This window comes from Herbaspirillum sp. GW821-FHT09A12 (assembly GCF_059418325.1).
Map to the genome: position 1 here is coordinate 87,794 of NZ_JBWKPR010000014.1, position 15,640 is coordinate 103,433.

Here is a 15,640-nt window from a genome sequence, read left to right on the forward strand (position 1 = left end):
GCGATGATGAACCAGGTCAACGACATGCAAGAACTCGCGCGAATCTTCCTCACTACTACCGGGGGCTGCGGAGGCTTCGAGTGGGGAGATACGGCCGGCCCGGAGGGCGGATATGGGCGTGAGAAGCTGCAGCGTTGCATAGATGCAGGACTTGCGACGCGCACAGGCCGTGATGTGCCAAATCAGCTTGGAGGGAGTTGGCCGGAGGTTTCGGTCACTGCTGCAGGCGCGCTCGCGATCGTAAAGTCCGGGATGCTGCGCAAGGGCGGTTATTTGATTCCTGGGCGCGCTGTTGCCACCGCTGACGGCAGTCACGGGGAGGTTGAGTTCGACGCGCTGACAGGAGCTGTCCTAGGGCCTATCTATGGCGATGACGACTCGATGGCCCCGATGCGCATTGACGTAGCTGAATGGAGTGAGACCTACCCTGGCGAGGACATCGCTGATGCCACGCACGACATCCTTGATCTTGGCTATATGACCTTCGGTGGTACCATTGAAAAAGCAGAGGAAGAGTGGCGCGCGGAATTTCGAGTGCCGCCTGGCGAGCGTCGGCGAATCATGTAGAGGTATCTCTTCAAAAAGAAACGGAGATGATGGCGTGAGCCTCATCTCCGTTTTCATTTTCGTTGAAATGGATCTATCCGATCCGAGTGACGCAACTGACGCGCTTCGCTTGTCTGCTGGCCATCGCCGGTACGGCCATGGTCCAGCCCATTCCCAGTCATTGGGAATAGAATTTATCTGCGGAAATCGTGTCGTAATGCATCTTTTGCTTCTTCCGCTGCATCACGCACCTGGCTGATCGTTATCGCGTCAGCATTTGCGCCACTTTGCACTTCATTTGGCTTAAAATCCGCGACTTGCTGTATCAGGGACTTTAGGGCAAAAGAGAGCGTATTTTCCATTCTTGGCCTCTGTAATCGTAACTTCCGTTGGTTTATAGTGTAGCATTTTGGAGAATGCGATTAAAGTATTTAATCAACCAAATGGGAATAAGACTGCGGGTGTGAAAACATGCCACAAGCAATAACGCCGGAACACTTTGCTAAGTGGCTCGACAGCTACTTTCTGCACCCATATTCTCCGAAAACGAGACGTGTTTATTTGTCGGTTGTAGCAGGTTTCTTGAGGTTCAAAGAGGTCCAAAACATCCGAAACTTTACAGAATTTAACTCGGCGTGGTTGCGCCGATTCATCGGTTGGAATCCGGAGACTGGTGAGCATTATTCGGTTACCTATCAAACACTGCGTGCATCCGCTCTTAACGTCTTCTGGTTGTGCCTGCACGAGCGCGGCGAGGTGTTCGACAATCCGGTCGAAGGCTTAGTTCGGGAGCGGCGCGCTGAGAAAAGCAAAGGGTTCGGTCCTACTGGCGGTGCGGTGCCCAAACGGCTTCCGGTGGTGCTGAGTTGGGATGACCAGGTGAAGTTGCTCCGGACGGTATCAGGTTCGACGAGCTCCACGGCGGTGCGTGATCTTGCTTTGATCGCATTGATCTTAGCCACAGGGCTGCGGTGCGATGAGCTGTGCACCCTGCGTCTTCGTGACGTAGATCTGGCCGCGTTGAGATTGCGGGTAATCGGAAAGGGCAATAAAGAGCGCCTGGTAATGTTTGACCACGATGAAGCCGTTCGTGGCCTAGTCGAGCTGTGGCTGCATGAGCGGTCTAGCATTCTCGCCTGGAACAATTCTGAATCGGATCTGCTCTTCATTTCACGCACCTGCCGCCGGCTTTCCGGCGCGCTCGTGTACCAACAAGTTTCAAAGTACATTAAGGATGCCGGCGTCGGCACCAATCTGAGCCAAAGGGGGCCTCACGTTTTACGGCATACCGCTACCAGTATTATGTTCGCCAAGCATGTTCCAGTCTTGCAGATCATGCATAACCTCGGTCATACAGACTTGGCGACCACCCAAATTTATGCGCACCTGCTCACGCCAAATGAGGGCGTGGCCAAGCAGGAAATTTAACTTTCGTTGTGTTATGCAACGCATAATTAGTATAATGGTTTTCACATGGACGATCGTCACGATGTCTTCATCGTCGGCCTGAACATCACCAAGCACGAGGCCTATTTCGCCTGCCGCCGTGACAAGGTGATTGTTCGGGCCGCGCAAGGTGTCTATTTCAAGGATGGGAAAGAACCCGAAGACCTGTTCAACGAATACGGTATCCGGCTCGCGAATTATTTTTTCCAGAAGGTGGCGTTGACCCACTCCACCGCCTGGTACAAACGCCCGAAGGATGGGCGCATTTTCGTCGGAGGCGAGTACCCGTACAAAAAGGTTGTCGCGCCCTATGCCGGCGATTTCAAGGTCATACAAAGCCTGGTGAATCCGCAGCTGGACGACCCCCGAATGTATGAGATGGTTCGTTTCGAAGATGGCTTCGGTCCTGACGCGGCTTTTGAGATGCCCTGCGCAACGCCCGAGATGACTTTGATTCATCTCATGGATGCCACTAAGCAGAACGTGGAGAAGCATCTTCCGGACGTTGAGATGGAGAAGATCGTTGCCCAGCTATTGGAAAAGTACAATGGCAAGGCGGCGATGCTGACGCAGCTGGAAGAAATTGCAGTTGCCGCTAACAAGCAAAACGAGTTCGATCGTCTGTTGAAGCACTTTTTCTTGAAAAGGCGAAGTTGACGATGAGGTAAAAATGCCAGCCTGGGTAGATCTGTCCGACCACGATGCGGTCTTGAATGTGCAGCAGACCGCTCTAGGAAAACAGCTTATCCTGCGGACGCTGTCCCAGACCCCCCTCCCCTCCTCGGTGATCTCCTTGGGATTTAAGCAGAATGGAGATCACTATCAGCGCGAAAGTCTGCGCTTCACTCTCCAAGAGATCCAGCAACACTTCTCCCAGGCTCGATCGCGCGACTTCGAACTGAGCGAGATCTTATGGCAGCCTCAAGCACACGACGTGCCGCCTGCTGCAATTGATCCTGCAGGGCCGGTTGCTCCGCCGTCGACGCCGCGGCATCTGGAAGGCGAAGGCCTCGACGATGAGGTGGAGCCCGAACCCAACGACGTGGAGTCGATAACATTTGAGTCGCGAAGAAAGGCTGGGTCGCGGACCGCCGCCCGCGCGACGATTCGCTCAATGCGTGTGGGCGAGCGCTGGTATAGCGCAGTGTCGATCGACCATCATCAGGGCAACATGGCTGGCCGACATGGACCGCTGTCGACGTATGGACACCCTTTTTCTAGCCGGGCCGGCGCAGTCTTTGCTGCCGGCCAGGAGATCATTCACCATGCCAACACTATCGTCACCCAGTACGACAGCATGGTTACCGATAAGCAGCGCGATGTTGCCCGAGAGATGGGTGAATGGGTTCATCAACAGATCATGCCCGCGCATGCAGTGGCACCAGTGGTCGACGGGCTCTATGCTGGCATGTACCAGGCCCGGGCCATCGAAGGTGAATTCGCTGGTTCGGTGGGCATCGGTGACACTGAAGCCAATGCTCTCGCCAGGCTGCGAGAGCGCCTCCTCGATCGCTACATTGACGACAACCAGGAGTGGCGTCATGTTGGGGAAAACCTGCGTGGCCAACGTGTGGGGGAAAATTCGGTCGGCGTCCGAGCATACGCGGTCAATGGAAGGATGAATGCGGAAACGCTCCAGCTGATCGATGGCGTGCCGCGGCTTCTCCTCGACAAGCGTGGAGTGGAGTTCGTCACCAAAGAAGAGCTGGCGACGCTGCGCGCGCCGGCGGAAATCGAATCCACAGTTGCTGATGCTTCGACGGAGGCATCAGTTATGTCGGCAGGGGTGCAGATCGGCGAAGTGGTTGCAGGTGCCGAGGTGCACCTGGTTGTCGACGACGTTCCAGTTTCCCTCTTCCGACGCAAATTAGGTAAGTATGAGCCCCGCAGCGAGCGCCGGAACGAGACGTGTACATACGCGCGCGCACTGATCGAGGGCCAATGGCGCAGCCTCGGAGAGCCGTGGGAGCAGGCCAGGCCTAGCAATGCTGAATTGCGGGGTGCCATCCAGTTCGCTCGCGCGAACGCGGACCAGTTCGATGGCGACGCCATGCTGCGAGCTATCGCAAGTGAGGTTGATGCGGAGAACGATGGTCTCATTGACCAGAAGTTCAGGCGAGATCCGCCCTCAACAGACCAGTTCGCGCTTCAACGCGTCGACGAGCTGTCCTACGAGATCCGCTTTCGAGACCCCGCGTTGCCGTTTGCCGTCATGCTGGAATTCCACAGCCCGGGTGTATACGTCCCGACGCTGTATCGTGGCGGTACTGGCTCTCAACTTTCGCTGGCGAACGCCGCGTGCTGGGCGGTGAGCCAGTTGAATGTCATGAAACGGCATTATCAGCAGGCACGGACCCAAATAGCTCCACACCATCTGACAATCGCTTGCTCGAAGGCGAGCTTCGAGCAGATCATAGGTGTCCGCCGCAGCGATGATGCTACAGCCGCGCACCTGGTCCAGCTGTTCCCGGAGGGAGCCGGCTTAGAAGAGTCGGTGGTCTACCGGCACGGCGACGAACTGGCCTTGCCGGCAGACATCACCGTCACATGGACCGGCGATGCCTCCGTGCTGGTGACCTTCGGTGACGGCCCACCCGTCGGCGTCGAGCTGGTGGCCATCGACGGCCGCGCCAGTGATGTGAAGTTCGCGCTCGGCACAGCGATGTCGCACATCAAAGGTGAACGTCTATGGGCAGCAATCAAGGCTGAGCGAACAGACGGCGGCGCACAATTGGAGGCGATCTCCGTCGGGTATGCGAATTTCCTGCAGGAGCGCTTCCCCACCTTACATAGCAGCCGCCCAAGCTCGAATCACCGAAACTTTGCATTGGCGATCGAGGACAAGAAGATCGATTTCTTGATATCGGTGCTGGCGCGGCCGGCTGGCCAGAACGATATGTCCAAGCAGTTCTTCTCCAAGGTGACCGGCGTGGTGTTTCCTAAGACGGCAGCAGGCTGCAAGGCCGCTTTGTATGCATGGGCCGGGTATTCTCCAGCTGACGCCCAGCAGCGTGAAGCATCCCTGCAGGTGGAGAGAAAGGAACGATATGAGAAAGAGGACGCGCGCCGGCAGCTCGATCATGCAACGAGCATCCTAGCGAACACACGCGTCAGCCTGGCCGGACAGGAGATGTCCGCGAAGGCCTTCATCGACAAGATCGTAGAGGATGGATTCGATAGCCTGGAGACGGCCCGGCATGGCGCTGTCGATCGCTATCGCCTGGTGAACCGCAGCGAGGGACGCCTCTATCCGATCAAAGGTAGCATGGTCGACTACGCGCGCCATATACTGGCCGTGAGGGCTTCTCTCATACCGCAGCTCGGGCACGATGCAGAGGATGAGCCGATGCCAAGCCTGAAGCCGGCGTAATTCAACGAACACCATCATCTATAGGACCGTGATGCCCCAAAATTTGATTGCTCTTCGTACAGAGCTGTTCTCGACGGACGAGTTCTGTGCCGCCGTTTTGAAGTATGCCTCCGTCGACCTCGATACCAAAGTTTTTCTGAGCGTTAGCCAGCGCTATAGCGAGGCGAAGGAACTCCCGACGCACAGCATTGAGCGCCATCAGCTGCTGCAGAATTCGCCAGTGTTGCTCGCCGCCGTGGTCATTATCCTGCCGGCGGTTCGCGAGACACTTAACCTGGTTCTGGATGCTGCAGGCGTCACCATGCGGCGGCCACAGCGCGCTGCAGAGGTTGGCCACCTCCTGAAGGAGCTGTTGGCGTCTGGAAGGAAGAATGTCGGCTTCGGGAAGAAGCCGATCGAGGCGACGGAGGGACTCAGCGCCGGCGATGCAGCGCGCATATTGCTGAACAATGAGTTTGTGGGATTGGACAAGGACAGTGTGCATGCACTACTCGCGCTGCTGGAGCCCTGTTCTGAGTTTAAGCTGCCTGCGTTCTAACGCAAATGAGAAAGGGGACCGTAGGTCCCCTTTTTTCTGCTTGCAGTTGGCCGGCTTACATCACCTTCTCGCCATTCCCGATCGCCTTCACCACACCCTTCTTATTGAAGCGAATTTGCATGTTGTTCTCTTTCATGGTGCCGCCGAACAGCGCCGCGAAGGGAATCAACGCAGAGCCCTTGACGTTCACGTTCTGATACATCCATACCTGCTCGCCACCCTCTTCTGTATTCACGTAACTGGGCTTGCCCAGCAGCGTTTCCACGTCCTTGGTCGTCGATTTTCCGATCTGGACTTGGGATACCTTGTCCTGGTCCGTGATCGAGGAATTGCCGTAGTTGCTGGCGCAGCCGGACAGGCTTGCAACGACAGCCACAGCACACAGCAGACTCTTGGTGTTGATGCGCATGATGAATCCTTTTCGAATTATTGGTTACTTGCTGTTGATGAGTTTCTTGAGCGGCTCCCCGGCCTTGAATTTGACGACATTGGTGGTGGGAATGTCGACGGGAGCTCCCGTACTCGGATTGCGGCCGGCGCGCGCTGCACGCACGTCGACCTTGAAGCTTCCGAATCCGACGAACGTGAAGTGCCCTTGCGACCGTAGAGCGCTGGTGATGCCGTCGAATACGGTGTCCACGATACGATCGGCGTCTGCCTTCGGGATCTTGTGCTTGGCCGAAATTAGCCCACTCAATGCCGCCTTACTCATTGCTGTTGCCCCCTTTAATTTTTCGATGACCGCAAATCTTTACATCTGTAATGCGTGTTGAATATTACTTCACGGCACTATATGTGCCAATCGCCCCTTGAATCGCATCTATTGCCGCCGGCGACGTTTTGAGTAACTTTTCGATGTCCTGCGCTCGGCATCCTCCGAATTTCAGCACTTCCTCTAATGCACCGTAGCGATTGCCCGTGTTGTCACTATAGCGGTCTGCCAACGCGCTCAAGGCCAATAATGCAGCAGAAATCAGCAGAGATTGTTGTTTTGAGCGGTTCGGCGCAATATTTTGAATTTTGAACAGTAAGGCCATCATTTCATAGTCTCTTGCGCTCTCACCCTCAAGGTTGCAGGAGATTTTCAAATTTTCTTCTTGCATCGCCATATTTCTCCAAAATGATGTTCGGTGTGACATTTTGCGGAAGCATAGCATTGGTGCGTCAATTTTTCCTCAAAATTTCAAAAACTCCGATAAATCTACCTACTTCATTGTGTAAATAAGATTGCGTGAAAGCAGACCCGGTAGGTCAGGAAGAGCCTCATGACAGCCAAATACATTGTGTAAATTCCATATTTACACAATTTAATCGGATGATAGTCTAACGAAAGTTGACACTCGCACTTATATCCTATTAAATAGAGTCACGATACCACAACGAAAGTTAAAGTCAGAACGGCTGAAAATCTAACTGATAGCGACTGAGAGTGTGTTTTCAGAGTTTTAGCGTGTGAATGCCAGTTTTATATACAAATTGAGCATTGCCCCTCAAAATCTCTTGAAAGTGACGAAATTATGCAAGGATTCACTTTATCGCGCCTCTCTGGCGTTTGGTCGAGCAATAAAGACTTCGTTCGCTATCTGAATAGTGAAATCCTCAAACATGGGACAAAAGAGGGAAAAGTCTACGGATTGAAGAAATCCGATCTCAATCCGGCCGATTACATCCGCCAGACCTGCAATATCCAATCGCGCCGCGATCTTGACACCGACAGCGCGGCAGCGGACCGCTTCAAGGCCGATATCAGAGCCCCCTTTATGGCATGGAGTGCTAAGCGCACTGTCGGGGGCCATCAATGACACTCACGAGCATCGAATGGGCCGATCGGGTATGGAACCCGACATCCGGGTGCGTGAAAGTATCCCAAGGCTGCAAGAACTGCTACGCCGATCGCGAATGGAACATTCGCCACCGGCACAACCCGCACCACATCGCCTACGGTCGCGACTTCAACGACGTGCAGATCCATCCCGCGCGCCTTTCGGCACCGTTCTCCTGGCGCAGGCCTGTGCGGATCTTCGTCGACTCCATCAGCGACCTCTTCCAGGACGAGATCCCCTTGGAGTTCGTCGCGGCAGTCTTCGGAACCATTACACTCGCTCCGGAGCACACCTTTCAGATCTTGACAAAGCGGCCGCAGAGAATGCGGGCCTTCTTCGAGTGGCTTGCACACGAAGGCCGGCGGACGAGCCCAGCTGCGGTCTGCGTCATGCAACTGCTCCGGCATGCGGTGGCGTTGCCAAAGCATGTTGCTCCACGCCTGGACTTGCACGCCATCGACGCCATGGCATGGCCGCTGCCCAACGTCTGGCTCGGCATCTCTGCTGAAAATCAAAATGCACTCGACACACGCTTGTCGGAGCTTCTCGCTACTCCCGCCGCCGTCCACTGGATCAGCGCGGAGCCGTTGCTCTCGGCTCTTACCGTGCCCGCGCCGGTACCTGGCCAGCCAGGCGTGAACTGGATCGTCGCCGGCGGCGAGTCTGGGCCCAAAGCGCGCTTTGCGCATCCAGACTGGCTTCGCCAGCTACGCGACTTCAGCGTTCAGCACCGCATCCCATTCAACCTCAAACAGCTGGGGGAATTCGTCGTGCCCGAAGACGGGGCCGAGGCTTGCCGTGTCTGCGGCTGCACCTGGCACAACGCCTGCCCGGGAAGCTGCTGGTGGGTGGAGCCAGGCTTGTGCAGCTCCTGCGTCGGCAAGGAGCCCACCAGCACCGACCGCCCAGTGAAGCCAGTGCGCGTCGGCCGCCGAAAGGCTGGCCGCCTTCTCGACGGGGTCCTCTGGGATCAGTACCCGGACTCCACATCCAACGACCTCAGTTGAAGCGATCAAGAAATGATAGCGATGCAAACCAAAATCGAATTCACGCACTTCCATTTCTGCTGTGGCCTGGGCGGTGGAAAGAAGGGCTTCAACATGTCCCAGCCGCGTGCGGCCGGGTTAAGCGGCAGCTGGCGCTGCATTGGCGGGGTCGATAGCGATCCCGCTGCCATCAAAGACTTCGACGCCGCCGGCCCGGGTCGACCGGGCACTGTAATGGACCTCTTCACCAGGGACCAGTACATCGCCTTCCACGGCGTTCAGCCACCCGATGGCTGGAGAGAAGCCACGCCGGCAGACATCCGTCGTGCAGCGGGGAATGAGCGCCCGAACGCAGCATTCATCAGTTCGCCCTGCCAAGGCGGCTCAGGTCTTCTATCCGAGGAACTCAGCAAAACTCCGAAGTACCTCGCTTGCAACGAGCTGACCTTGCGCTGCGTCTGGCTGATGTGCGAAGCCTGGGCCGATGATCCAGTCGAACTGATCATTTTCGAGAACGTGCCTCGTCTCACCTCTCGCGCGCGGCACCTTCTCGACCAGATCAATCAGCTGCTTGCAGTCTACGGATACGCGGTCGCAGAAACAACGCACGATTGCGGCGAACTGGGCGAGCTCGCAGAAAGCCGCAAGCGGTTCTTGCTTGTCGCACGCCACATGGAAAAGGTGCCACCGTTCCTCTACCAACCTGAGAAGAAGCGCTTGCGCGCGGTCGGCGAGGTCCTGGAACGTATGCCCCCACCGGGCGACATGCGCGGGGGACCCATGCATAGAATCCCGAATCTCCAATGGAAAACATGGGTACGCCTTGCCTTCGTTGAAGCCGGCGGCGACTGGCGCACGCTGAATAAACTCGCTGTCGATAATGGTCACCTGAGCGACTACCTGATCCTTCCGGAACGTCATCGCGACTACCTGGGCGTCAACCGCTGGTCAGAAAGTATCGGCACCATTTCAGGCCGCGGCACACCTACCACGGGCGCATATTCGATCGCCGATCCACGCGCCTACTCTCCTGTGCCAGGCGTCGATCGCTATGCTATTGCCCCCACTGAAAAGTGCGCGCATGAAGGTGCTATCTCCGTACATGACCCCCGCACGATGCATCGTAAGGCCGGCGACGCCTACCTGACAGGCGGCCACTACGGAGTGGTGCGCTGGAGCGGACAAACCGGTGCGGTGAGCGCATCAGCAGGATACGACAACGGTCGCTGGTCAGTAGCCGACCCCCGCTTTGATCTCGACGGTCTGCTCCCGGCCCCAGGCCAAAAGACCATCGCGCAGATTCGCGCTCTCGACGGCACCTGGCACCGCCCGTTCACCACTCTGGAGCTGGGGGCGATTCAATCCCTTATCGATCCCGAGGAACATTGGTCCGATGACCCCCAGATCCAGGCAGAGATCAATTCGAAAAAGCGTGGCGATCTTCTGGCTGGCCTCGTTCTCCATGGCCAAAGCGACAGTGCACACCGTAAACGCATCGGCAATGCAGTTCCCCCAAAGGCGGCCAAATCGATCGCCGACGTGATGGGCGTCACGCTGCTGCTTGCGCGCGCGGGCGAGACGTTCGTACTCAGCAGCATGCCGGTCTGGGTCCAGCCAGTTGCGATCGCGATTTCCATGTCGCAGAGGGCGGTCCCATGAGCACGAGTTCTATGCAGCGTGCCGTTGGAGGCTTAGTGCGCGTCGGCACAGCATCGACCGCGAGCGCACGTGAGCAGGAGCTCACAGCAGCGCTCCAGCAGCTTCTCGATGGTGCCGACGACCCTGAACTCCGAGATCTCGTACTGCGCGTCTGCCGGCGCGCACTTCCGCAACCGACTGCAGCTGCAGCGCAAAACAAAAAGGCCAAGAAATGAGCATCAAGCACGTGATTTCGGTTTCTGGCGGCAAGGACAGTGCCGCAACGCTACTGCTCGCCCTGGAGCGATTTGGCCCAGCAAACGTCGTACCGATTTTTTGCGATACGGGCAATGAGCACGAGGCTGTCTATGAATACCTGGCCTATCTGGAAATGGCGCTGGACATCAAGATCCATCGCCTGAAGGCCACCTTCGGAAACGAGATTCACAACAAGCGCATGTTCATTGCGCGCGACGTTCGCCATCGCCGCGAATACGACACCAAACCAGTCTTCGAGGCCGACGGAAAAACGCCTGTATGGAAGCGCGATGGGCGCGGCAATGTCGTTACGCGGACCGTCCGCCGCAAAGGCCAGACCATCACTGAGCCGGTCCAGAAAACGTACAAAGTCGGTGGTGGCCGCCGCGTCCGGTGGACGAATAAGGCGAAGCGCCGTGCACTCGAAATTCTCCAACCAACGGGCATCCCGTTTCTTGACCTCTGTCTCTGGAAAGGCCTCTTCCCCTCCCGCAAGGCCCAATTCTGCACAGAACAATTGAAACGTGATCCGGCCGTGAGCTTCCAGCTCGACCTCATCGACGAGGGCCATACCGTGGTCAGTTGGCAGGGCGTCCGACGTGACGAATCGCTGGAGCGCAACAACGCGGCTAAGTTCGAGGTCCTTGGCCCCAAACTATTCGCATACCGTCCGCTGGTCGAATGGAGCGCCGACGATGTCTTCGCTTACTGTCGCGTCCGTTCGATCCAGCCGAACCCTTTGTATAAGCTCGGCATGCGGAGAGTAGGCTGCATGCCTTGCATCAACGTGAACAAGGCCGAGCTGAAGGAAATCGGCGCTCGTTTTGTGCACCACATTGAACGTGTGTGGACTTGGGAGCAGCTGGTTGGCCAAGCATCTAAGCGGCAAGCAGCGAGCTTCATTCCCGCGCCCGGAAAGGATATTAAGAACATGCGCGCTTACGCGCAGGAGAACGATATCTGGCACGCGGTGATGTGGTCCCGCACGACACGTGGTGGCCGTCAGTTCTCGCTACTCGATGGAATCGAAGAGCCGAAAGAATGCTCCTCGGCATATGGGCTATGCGGATGAAAGCGCGCCTCTTCAATGGTGTCTGCGACGCCTTCTGGAACCGCGTGTCAGCAATGCTGGCCGCGAGGCCGGCGCTGATCGACTGGATTCTCACCATCGGCCAGAAAACGCCTTATGAGCACCTGGACGGCTACATGATGCGCTGGTGGCTCCTCCCGCCCGCAGCAAAAATTGGAAGCGCCGGCTATTGGCAAGTCGCGAATCAGCTGCGTCGGCTCCGCAAGAATGCCCGGCTGCACTTGCTGTTGCGAGGGGATAGCGAAAGCCATCACCACAATCATCCGTGGGAATTCCGCACCCTGGTACTGCGCGGCTGGTATGTGAATGAAGTCACCCTGCCCGACGGTACCACCAAGTGCAAGGTGATCTATGCAGGCCAATCGTACCGGATGGGCGTCGGTGAGTTCCACCGAATCGCTGCCGTATCACCAGGTGGGGCCCTGACGTTGGTGTTCTACGCGACCAAACGCACTGGCCGCTGGTGGGGCTTCCTCGTCGATGGCGAGGTCATCCACTGGCGCACTTACCTTGGCCTCGGAACGCCAGAGGAGACACTGGAATGATGAAGAACATTGCTCAGCTGGATCTCTTCTCGCAGATCACCTCCGCCTACGTCGACGCGCCAAGTGGCACGCTGTCGAACGCTGATCTCTATGCGATCGTGGCTGCACGCGCTGAGATCAGCGACGCCGAGCTCCACGCGAAGCGCCATCTTGGCGAGAACGGCCCGCTGTTCAAGCCGGCAACTCGCAGAATTCGCTGGTACCAACAGACGCTCAAGCAGCTGAAGGTCATCGAGCGTGTACCGGGCGAGCGCGGGATTTGGCGCTTGACCGAACCCGCCGGCCGAGATCTCGACCGGGCTCTCCCGGATGTGAAGCTGGTTGCGTTCAGCACAGATCTGGGCGTCGCCGTCTGGGCACGGGGTGAGAGCGTTATTCCACACCTGCAGGAGAAGATCACGCTCTACTTCTCCTCGACTCCATATCCACTCCGCACGCCACGTGCTTACGGCAATCCGGACGAAAGCGCCTTCGTTGATTTCGCCTGCAAAGCAATTGAACCGGTCGTCGCAAACCTGGTGCCCGGCGGCAGCATCGTGCTCAACCTGAGCAACGACATCTTCATGTCGAAGTCGCCGGCGCGCTCTACGTATTTGGAGGAATTGGTCCTTGCGTTGCGAAAGCGGCTTGGACTTTGGCTCATGGAAAGGCTTCCGTGGGTGAACTACAGCAAGCCGCCCGGCCCGACGTACTGGGCATGCGTTCAGCGAGTGCAACTCACGTCGGCATACGAGCCGATCTACTGGTTCACGAACGATCCAGCGCGTGTCATCGCGGACAACAGGAGGGTTCTGCAGGCGCATTCTGAGCGGCATATGGCGTTGATGCAGGCCGGGGGAGCACAGCGCACTGCCGTCTATGGCGATGGGGCGTACCGACTCAGGCCGGAGTCGTTTGGGCGTGTAACGGACGGCAAGATCCCGAGAAATGTCATTGAGCGCGGCCACAACTGCGCCGACACTCGCGCATATCGGGAACACGCCAAGCGCCTCGGTCTGCCCATTCATGGTGCGATGCAGCCTACCGATATTCCGGAGTTCTTCATCAAACTTTTGACCAGGCCTGGCGACCTGGTCGTGGACTCGTTCGGAGGAACGATCAGGACCGGCCTCGCCGCCGAACGACTCGGCCGCCGGTGGCTGGTCACCGAATGGATGTTGCAGTACATCCGTGGCGCGGCCGAACTCTTCCGAGATGCCAATGGCTTCACGATGCATCCAGGCCTGATGTCTGTTGGGAGCCATTGATGAGCGCCATTGAGAAGCAAGGTGGTCCAAGTTCGGACATGGCTACTGTGGTCGCCGCTCTGAAAACGATCCGTCTGAGCAAAGCCGGTGGCTCCGAAGAAGAGATCTGTGTGGAGATCGCCAACGCGTTTTTCCGCGTCGGCGTTCCGTTTCGTCGCGAATTCAATCTGGGCTCGCGATCACGCGCCGATTTCTGGATCCAGGGGATTGTCGTAGAGGTCAAGAAGGAGCGCCCATCTCGCGTCGCCCTACTCCAGCAAGTGGCGCGGTATGCGTCGATCGAGCATGTCCTTGGCGTGGTCGTCGTATTGGAGCGCAGCGTTCCCTTGCCGCAGCAGCTGCACGACAAGCCTATCGCCTGCATCAGCTTGAATGCTTCGTGGGGGATCGCGCTGTGAATGTCCCTTTGCCTCAATACCTGCATCGGCCAATGCCCGCAGCGCACACCTTCGGCCAGCTGCGCAAGATCTCTGACCAAGGTCTCCCAGTTCATAGGTCTCATGGGCGATGTCCCCGAGAGCGCAGAAGATCAAGCGCTGTCCGCCCAAGCCTCGACGCAGCACATGAAGAACGTGCTGGCGAAGCTCAGGGCACGTGCCTGATGTCACTTCACATCAAGTAGTTCAACTCAACTTCAAATAGGAGCACTAAATGGCATCGGTCAACAAAGTCATCATCGTCGGTCACCTGGGGCGCGATCCCGAAGTCCGCTACATGCCCAACGGCGAAGCCGTGGCCAACATCAGCGTGGCCACCACCGAAAGCTGGAAGGACAAGAACAGCGGCGAAAAGAAAGAGCTCACCGAGTGGCACCGCATCACCTTCTATCGCAAGCTGGCCGAGATCGTCGGCCAGTACCTGAAGAAGGGGTCGCAGATCTACATCGAGGGCCGCCTGATCACCCGCAAGTGGACCGACAAGGACAACATCGAGCGCTACACCACGGAAATCATCGCCGACACCATGCAGATGCTGGGCTCCAAGCAGCAGTCGGACAACGATCGCCCGCCTGCATCGCGCGGCAGCGCCGGCGGCGCGCAGCCCTCGCCGAATTTCTCGGACATGGACGATGACATTCCCTTCGTCGCGAAGGCCCTGACACTGGACATGGACCCGGTGCAGCGCCGCATGGCCAAGTACCAGTAAGCGCGCCCGCTCGACCGCTCCGGCACCTGCCGGGGCGATCCTCCCTTTTCAATTCGCCAAGGAATCAAAATGTGGTTCAAGAACCTGCAGATCTACCGCATGCCCGCCCCGTGGCCCGTATCGGCCGAGCAGCTGGCCGGGCATCTCTCCGCACAACAGTTCACCGCGTGCACCAGCGCTGAAATGCAGTCTCAAGGCTGGGTACCGCCGCGGCCGAATGGTGACCTGGTTCACACCGTGAATCGCCAGTACCTGCTGCGGCTGGACACCGAAAAGAAGCTGCTGCCGGCGTCGGTGATCAACCAGGTCGCCAAGGCACGTGCGGCGGAGCTGGAAGAGCAACAAGGTTTCGCCTGCGGCCGCAAGCAGATGAAGGAACTGAAGGAGCAAGTCACCGACGAGCTGCTGCCGCGCGCGTTCAGCATCCTGCGCAGCACATTCGTCTGGATCGATCCCGTCAATGGCTGGCTGGTGGTCGACGCGGCATCGCCGGCAAAAGCAGAGGAAGTGCTGAAGCTGCTGTTCAAGGCCATACCCAAATTCCCGCTCGAAAGCCTGCGCACGCAGATCTCGCCGGTCGCGGCTATGACCGACTGGGTGGTCTCCGACGAGGCCCCACAGAGCTTCACCGTCGACCAGGATACCGAACTGCGTTCGACTGCTGAAAGCAAGGCCACCGTGCGTTACGTGCGCCACACGCTCGAAGCAAATGATCTACGCCGGCACGTCGAGACCGGCAAGCAATGCACTCGCCTGGCGCTCACCTGGGCTGACAAGGTGTCGTTCGTTCTGACCGAAAACCTCACCATCAAGCGCATCGCCCCGCTGGACGTGCTCAAGGAAGACACCGACGCCACCGGCAAGAACGACGACGAACGCTTCGATGGCGACTTCATGCTGATGACCGGCGAGCTCGCCAAGATGTTGGCCGCCGTGGTCGACGCGCTGGGTGGCGCATTGACGGAGTCTGAACAACAGCCCAAGGCCGCATGAGCGGCTCTCCATAG

Annotated in this window: 18 protein-coding genes; 14 read left to right on the forward strand and 4 right to left on the reverse strand. The window is 57.8% G+C overall.

Going from position 1 to position 15,640, the window contains the following annotated elements; all coding sequences use genetic code 11:
- The first annotated feature begins 6 nt into the window (after window positions 1-6).
- Complete coding sequence (locus tag AC07N6_RS21540) at window positions 7-567, forward strand: hypothetical protein (protein ID WP_494783718.1); 561 nt, start codon at window positions 7-9, stop codon at window positions 565-567.
- A 173-nt stretch (window positions 568-740) separates the two neighbouring features.
- Here the strand turns inward: AC07N6_RS21540 and AC07N6_RS21545 are convergent, their stop codons facing one another.
- On the reverse strand, window positions 741-908 hold the full coding sequence (locus AC07N6_RS21545; RefSeq protein ID WP_494783717.1) for a hypothetical protein: 168 nt from the start codon (window positions 906-908) through the stop codon (window positions 741-743).
- A 109-nt stretch (window positions 909-1,017) separates the two neighbouring features.
- On the opposite strand from AC07N6_RS21545, the gene AC07N6_RS21550 reads away from it, so the two are divergent.
- Genes AC07N6_RS21550 through AC07N6_RS21565 form a run of 4 tightly spaced genes read left to right on the forward strand, consistent with a single transcriptional unit; the run spans window position 1,018 to window position 5,900 of the window.
- Window positions 1,018-1,974 (forward strand): tyrosine-type recombinase/integrase, encoded by a 957-nt coding sequence (locus tag AC07N6_RS21550; protein ID WP_494783716.1) that lies wholly within the window; start codon window positions 1,018-1,020, stop codon window positions 1,972-1,974.
- 45 nt (window positions 1,975-2,019) lie between these two features.
- Window positions 2,020-2,649, forward strand: coding sequence for a hypothetical protein (locus AC07N6_RS21555; protein WP_494783715.1), 630 nt, complete (start codon window positions 2,020-2,022; stop codon window positions 2,647-2,649).
- Between the two features lie 13 nt (window positions 2,650-2,662).
- On the forward strand, window positions 2,663-5,362 hold the full coding sequence (locus AC07N6_RS21560; protein ID WP_494783714.1) for a hypothetical protein: 2,700 nt from the start codon (window positions 2,663-2,665) through the stop codon (window positions 5,360-5,362).
- 31 nt (window positions 5,363-5,393) lie between these two features.
- Window positions 5,394-5,900, forward strand: coding sequence for a hypothetical protein (locus AC07N6_RS21565; RefSeq protein WP_494783713.1), 507 nt, complete (start codon window positions 5,394-5,396; stop codon window positions 5,898-5,900).
- A gap of 55 nt (window positions 5,901-5,955) precedes the next feature.
- Here the strand turns inward: AC07N6_RS21565 and bamE are convergent, their stop codons facing one another.
- From bamE to AC07N6_RS21580, 3 genes are all read right to left on the reverse strand, one after another.
- Window positions 5,956-6,309: an outer membrane protein assembly factor BamE domain-containing protein gene (gene bamE, locus AC07N6_RS21570; RefSeq protein ID WP_494783712.1), complete on the reverse strand. Its 354-nt coding sequence runs from the start codon at window positions 6,307-6,309 to the stop codon at window positions 5,956-5,958.
- A 24-nt stretch (window positions 6,310-6,333) separates the two neighbouring features.
- Window positions 6,334-6,612 (reverse strand): HU family DNA-binding protein, encoded by a 279-nt coding sequence (locus tag AC07N6_RS21575; protein WP_494783711.1) that lies wholly within the window; start codon window positions 6,610-6,612, stop codon window positions 6,334-6,336.
- A gap of 64 nt (window positions 6,613-6,676) precedes the next feature.
- Window positions 6,677-7,009, reverse strand: a complete 333-nt coding sequence (locus AC07N6_RS21580) for a hypothetical protein (RefSeq protein ID WP_494783710.1) — start codon at window positions 7,007-7,009, stop codon at window positions 6,677-6,679.
- A gap of 408 nt (window positions 7,010-7,417) precedes the next feature.
- Here AC07N6_RS21580 and AC07N6_RS21585 point away from each other — a divergent pair, with 408 nt between their 5' ends.
- The 9 genes from AC07N6_RS21585 (at window position 7,418) to AC07N6_RS21625 (ending at window position 15,626) form a co-directional block, all read left to right on the forward strand.
- Window positions 7,418-7,702: a hypothetical protein gene (locus tag AC07N6_RS21585; protein ID WP_494783709.1), complete on the forward strand. Its 285-nt coding sequence runs from the start codon at window positions 7,418-7,420 to the stop codon at window positions 7,700-7,702.
- Window positions 7,699-8,730 carry a DUF5131 family protein gene (locus AC07N6_RS21590; protein ID WP_494783708.1) on the forward strand — a complete coding sequence of 344 codons (1,032 nt, stop codon included), beginning with the start codon at window positions 7,699-7,701 and terminating at the stop codon, window positions 8,728-8,730. The genes AC07N6_RS21585 and AC07N6_RS21590 overlap by 4 nt, the downstream gene beginning before the upstream one ends.
- Before the next feature lie 21 nt (window positions 8,731-8,751).
- Complete coding sequence (locus AC07N6_RS21595; RefSeq protein ID WP_494783707.1) at window positions 8,752-10,368, forward strand: class I SAM-dependent methyltransferase; 1,617 nt, start codon at window positions 8,752-8,754, stop codon at window positions 10,366-10,368.
- Between the two features lie 211 nt (window positions 10,369-10,579).
- Window positions 10,580-11,677 (forward strand): phosphoadenosine phosphosulfate reductase domain-containing protein, encoded by a 1,098-nt coding sequence (locus AC07N6_RS21600; protein ID WP_494783706.1) that lies wholly within the window; start codon window positions 10,580-10,582, stop codon window positions 11,675-11,677.
- A complete protein-coding gene (locus tag AC07N6_RS21605; protein ID WP_494783705.1) occupies window positions 11,674-12,240 on the forward strand; it encodes a hypothetical protein in 567 nt (188 codons plus the stop codon). The genes AC07N6_RS21600 and AC07N6_RS21605 overlap by 4 nt, the downstream gene beginning before the upstream one ends.
- Window positions 12,237-13,487, forward strand: coding sequence for a DNA methyltransferase (locus AC07N6_RS21610; protein ID WP_494783704.1), 1,251 nt, complete (start codon window positions 12,237-12,239; stop codon window positions 13,485-13,487). The genes AC07N6_RS21605 and AC07N6_RS21610 overlap by 4 nt, the downstream gene beginning before the upstream one ends.
- On the forward strand, window positions 13,487-13,885 hold the full coding sequence (locus tag AC07N6_RS21615) for a hypothetical protein (protein ID WP_494783703.1): 399 nt from the start codon (window positions 13,487-13,489) through the stop codon (window positions 13,883-13,885). Before AC07N6_RS21610 ends, AC07N6_RS21615 begins: the two co-directional genes overlap by 1 nt.
- 253 nt (window positions 13,886-14,138) lie before the next feature.
- The gene (gene ssb, locus AC07N6_RS21620; RefSeq protein WP_494783702.1) at window positions 14,139-14,633 is read left to right on the forward strand and encodes a single-stranded DNA-binding protein; all 495 of its coding nucleotides are present in this window, start codon (window positions 14,139-14,141) and stop codon (window positions 14,631-14,633) included.
- 69 nt (window positions 14,634-14,702) lie between these two features.
- A complete protein-coding gene (locus AC07N6_RS21625) occupies window positions 14,703-15,626 on the forward strand; it encodes a recombination-associated protein RdgC (protein WP_494783701.1) in 924 nt (307 codons plus the stop codon).
- The last annotated feature ends 14 nt before the right edge of the window (window positions 15,627-15,640 follow it).

What these genes read in the sequence shown, in the direction of transcription:
- AC07N6_RS21540 (WP_494783718.1), top strand. Translation starts at nt 7, where the DNA reads ATGAACCAGGTCAACGACATGCAAGAACTCGCGCGAATCTTCCTCACT.
- AC07N6_RS21545 (WP_494783717.1), bottom strand. Translation starts at nt 908, where the DNA reads ATGGAAAATACGCTCTCTTTTGCCCTAAAGTCCCTGATACAGCAAGTC.
- AC07N6_RS21550 (WP_494783716.1), top strand. Translation starts at nt 1,018, where the DNA reads ATGCCACAAGCAATAACGCCGGAACACTTTGCTAAGTGGCTCGACAGC.
- AC07N6_RS21555 (WP_494783715.1), top strand. Translation starts at nt 2,020, where the DNA reads ATGGACGATCGTCACGATGTCTTCATCGTCGGCCTGAACATCACCAAG.
- AC07N6_RS21560 (WP_494783714.1), top strand. Translation starts at nt 2,663, where the DNA reads ATGCCAGCCTGGGTAGATCTGTCCGACCACGATGCGGTCTTGAATGTG.
- AC07N6_RS21565 (WP_494783713.1), top strand. Translation starts at nt 5,394, where the DNA reads ATGCCCCAAAATTTGATTGCTCTTCGTACAGAGCTGTTCTCGACGGAC.
- bamE (WP_494783712.1), bottom strand. Translation starts at nt 6,309, where the DNA reads ATGCGCATCAACACCAAGAGTCTGCTGTGTGCTGTGGCTGTCGTTGCA.
- AC07N6_RS21575 (WP_494783711.1), bottom strand. Translation starts at nt 6,612, where the DNA reads ATGAGTAAGGCGGCATTGAGTGGGCTAATTTCGGCCAAGCACAAGATC.
- AC07N6_RS21580 (WP_494783710.1), bottom strand. Translation starts at nt 7,009, where the DNA reads ATGGCGATGCAAGAAGAAAATTTGAAAATCTCCTGCAACCTTGAGGGT.
- AC07N6_RS21585 (WP_494783709.1), top strand. Translation starts at nt 7,418, where the DNA reads ATGCAAGGATTCACTTTATCGCGCCTCTCTGGCGTTTGGTCGAGCAAT.
- AC07N6_RS21590 (WP_494783708.1), top strand. Translation starts at nt 7,699, where the DNA reads ATGACACTCACGAGCATCGAATGGGCCGATCGGGTATGGAACCCGACA.
- AC07N6_RS21595 (WP_494783707.1), top strand. Translation starts at nt 8,752, where the DNA reads ATGCAAACCAAAATCGAATTCACGCACTTCCATTTCTGCTGTGGCCTG.
- AC07N6_RS21600 (WP_494783706.1), top strand. Translation starts at nt 10,580, where the DNA reads ATGAGCATCAAGCACGTGATTTCGGTTTCTGGCGGCAAGGACAGTGCC.
- AC07N6_RS21605 (WP_494783705.1), top strand. Translation starts at nt 11,674, where the DNA reads ATGAAAGCGCGCCTCTTCAATGGTGTCTGCGACGCCTTCTGGAACCGC.
- AC07N6_RS21610 (WP_494783704.1), top strand. Translation starts at nt 12,237, where the DNA reads ATGATGAAGAACATTGCTCAGCTGGATCTCTTCTCGCAGATCACCTCC.
- AC07N6_RS21615 (WP_494783703.1), top strand. Translation starts at nt 13,487, where the DNA reads ATGAGCGCCATTGAGAAGCAAGGTGGTCCAAGTTCGGACATGGCTACT.
- ssb (WP_494783702.1), top strand. Translation starts at nt 14,139, where the DNA reads ATGGCATCGGTCAACAAAGTCATCATCGTCGGTCACCTGGGGCGCGAT.
- AC07N6_RS21625 (WP_494783701.1), top strand. Translation starts at nt 14,703, where the DNA reads ATGTGGTTCAAGAACCTGCAGATCTACCGCATGCCCGCCCCGTGGCCC.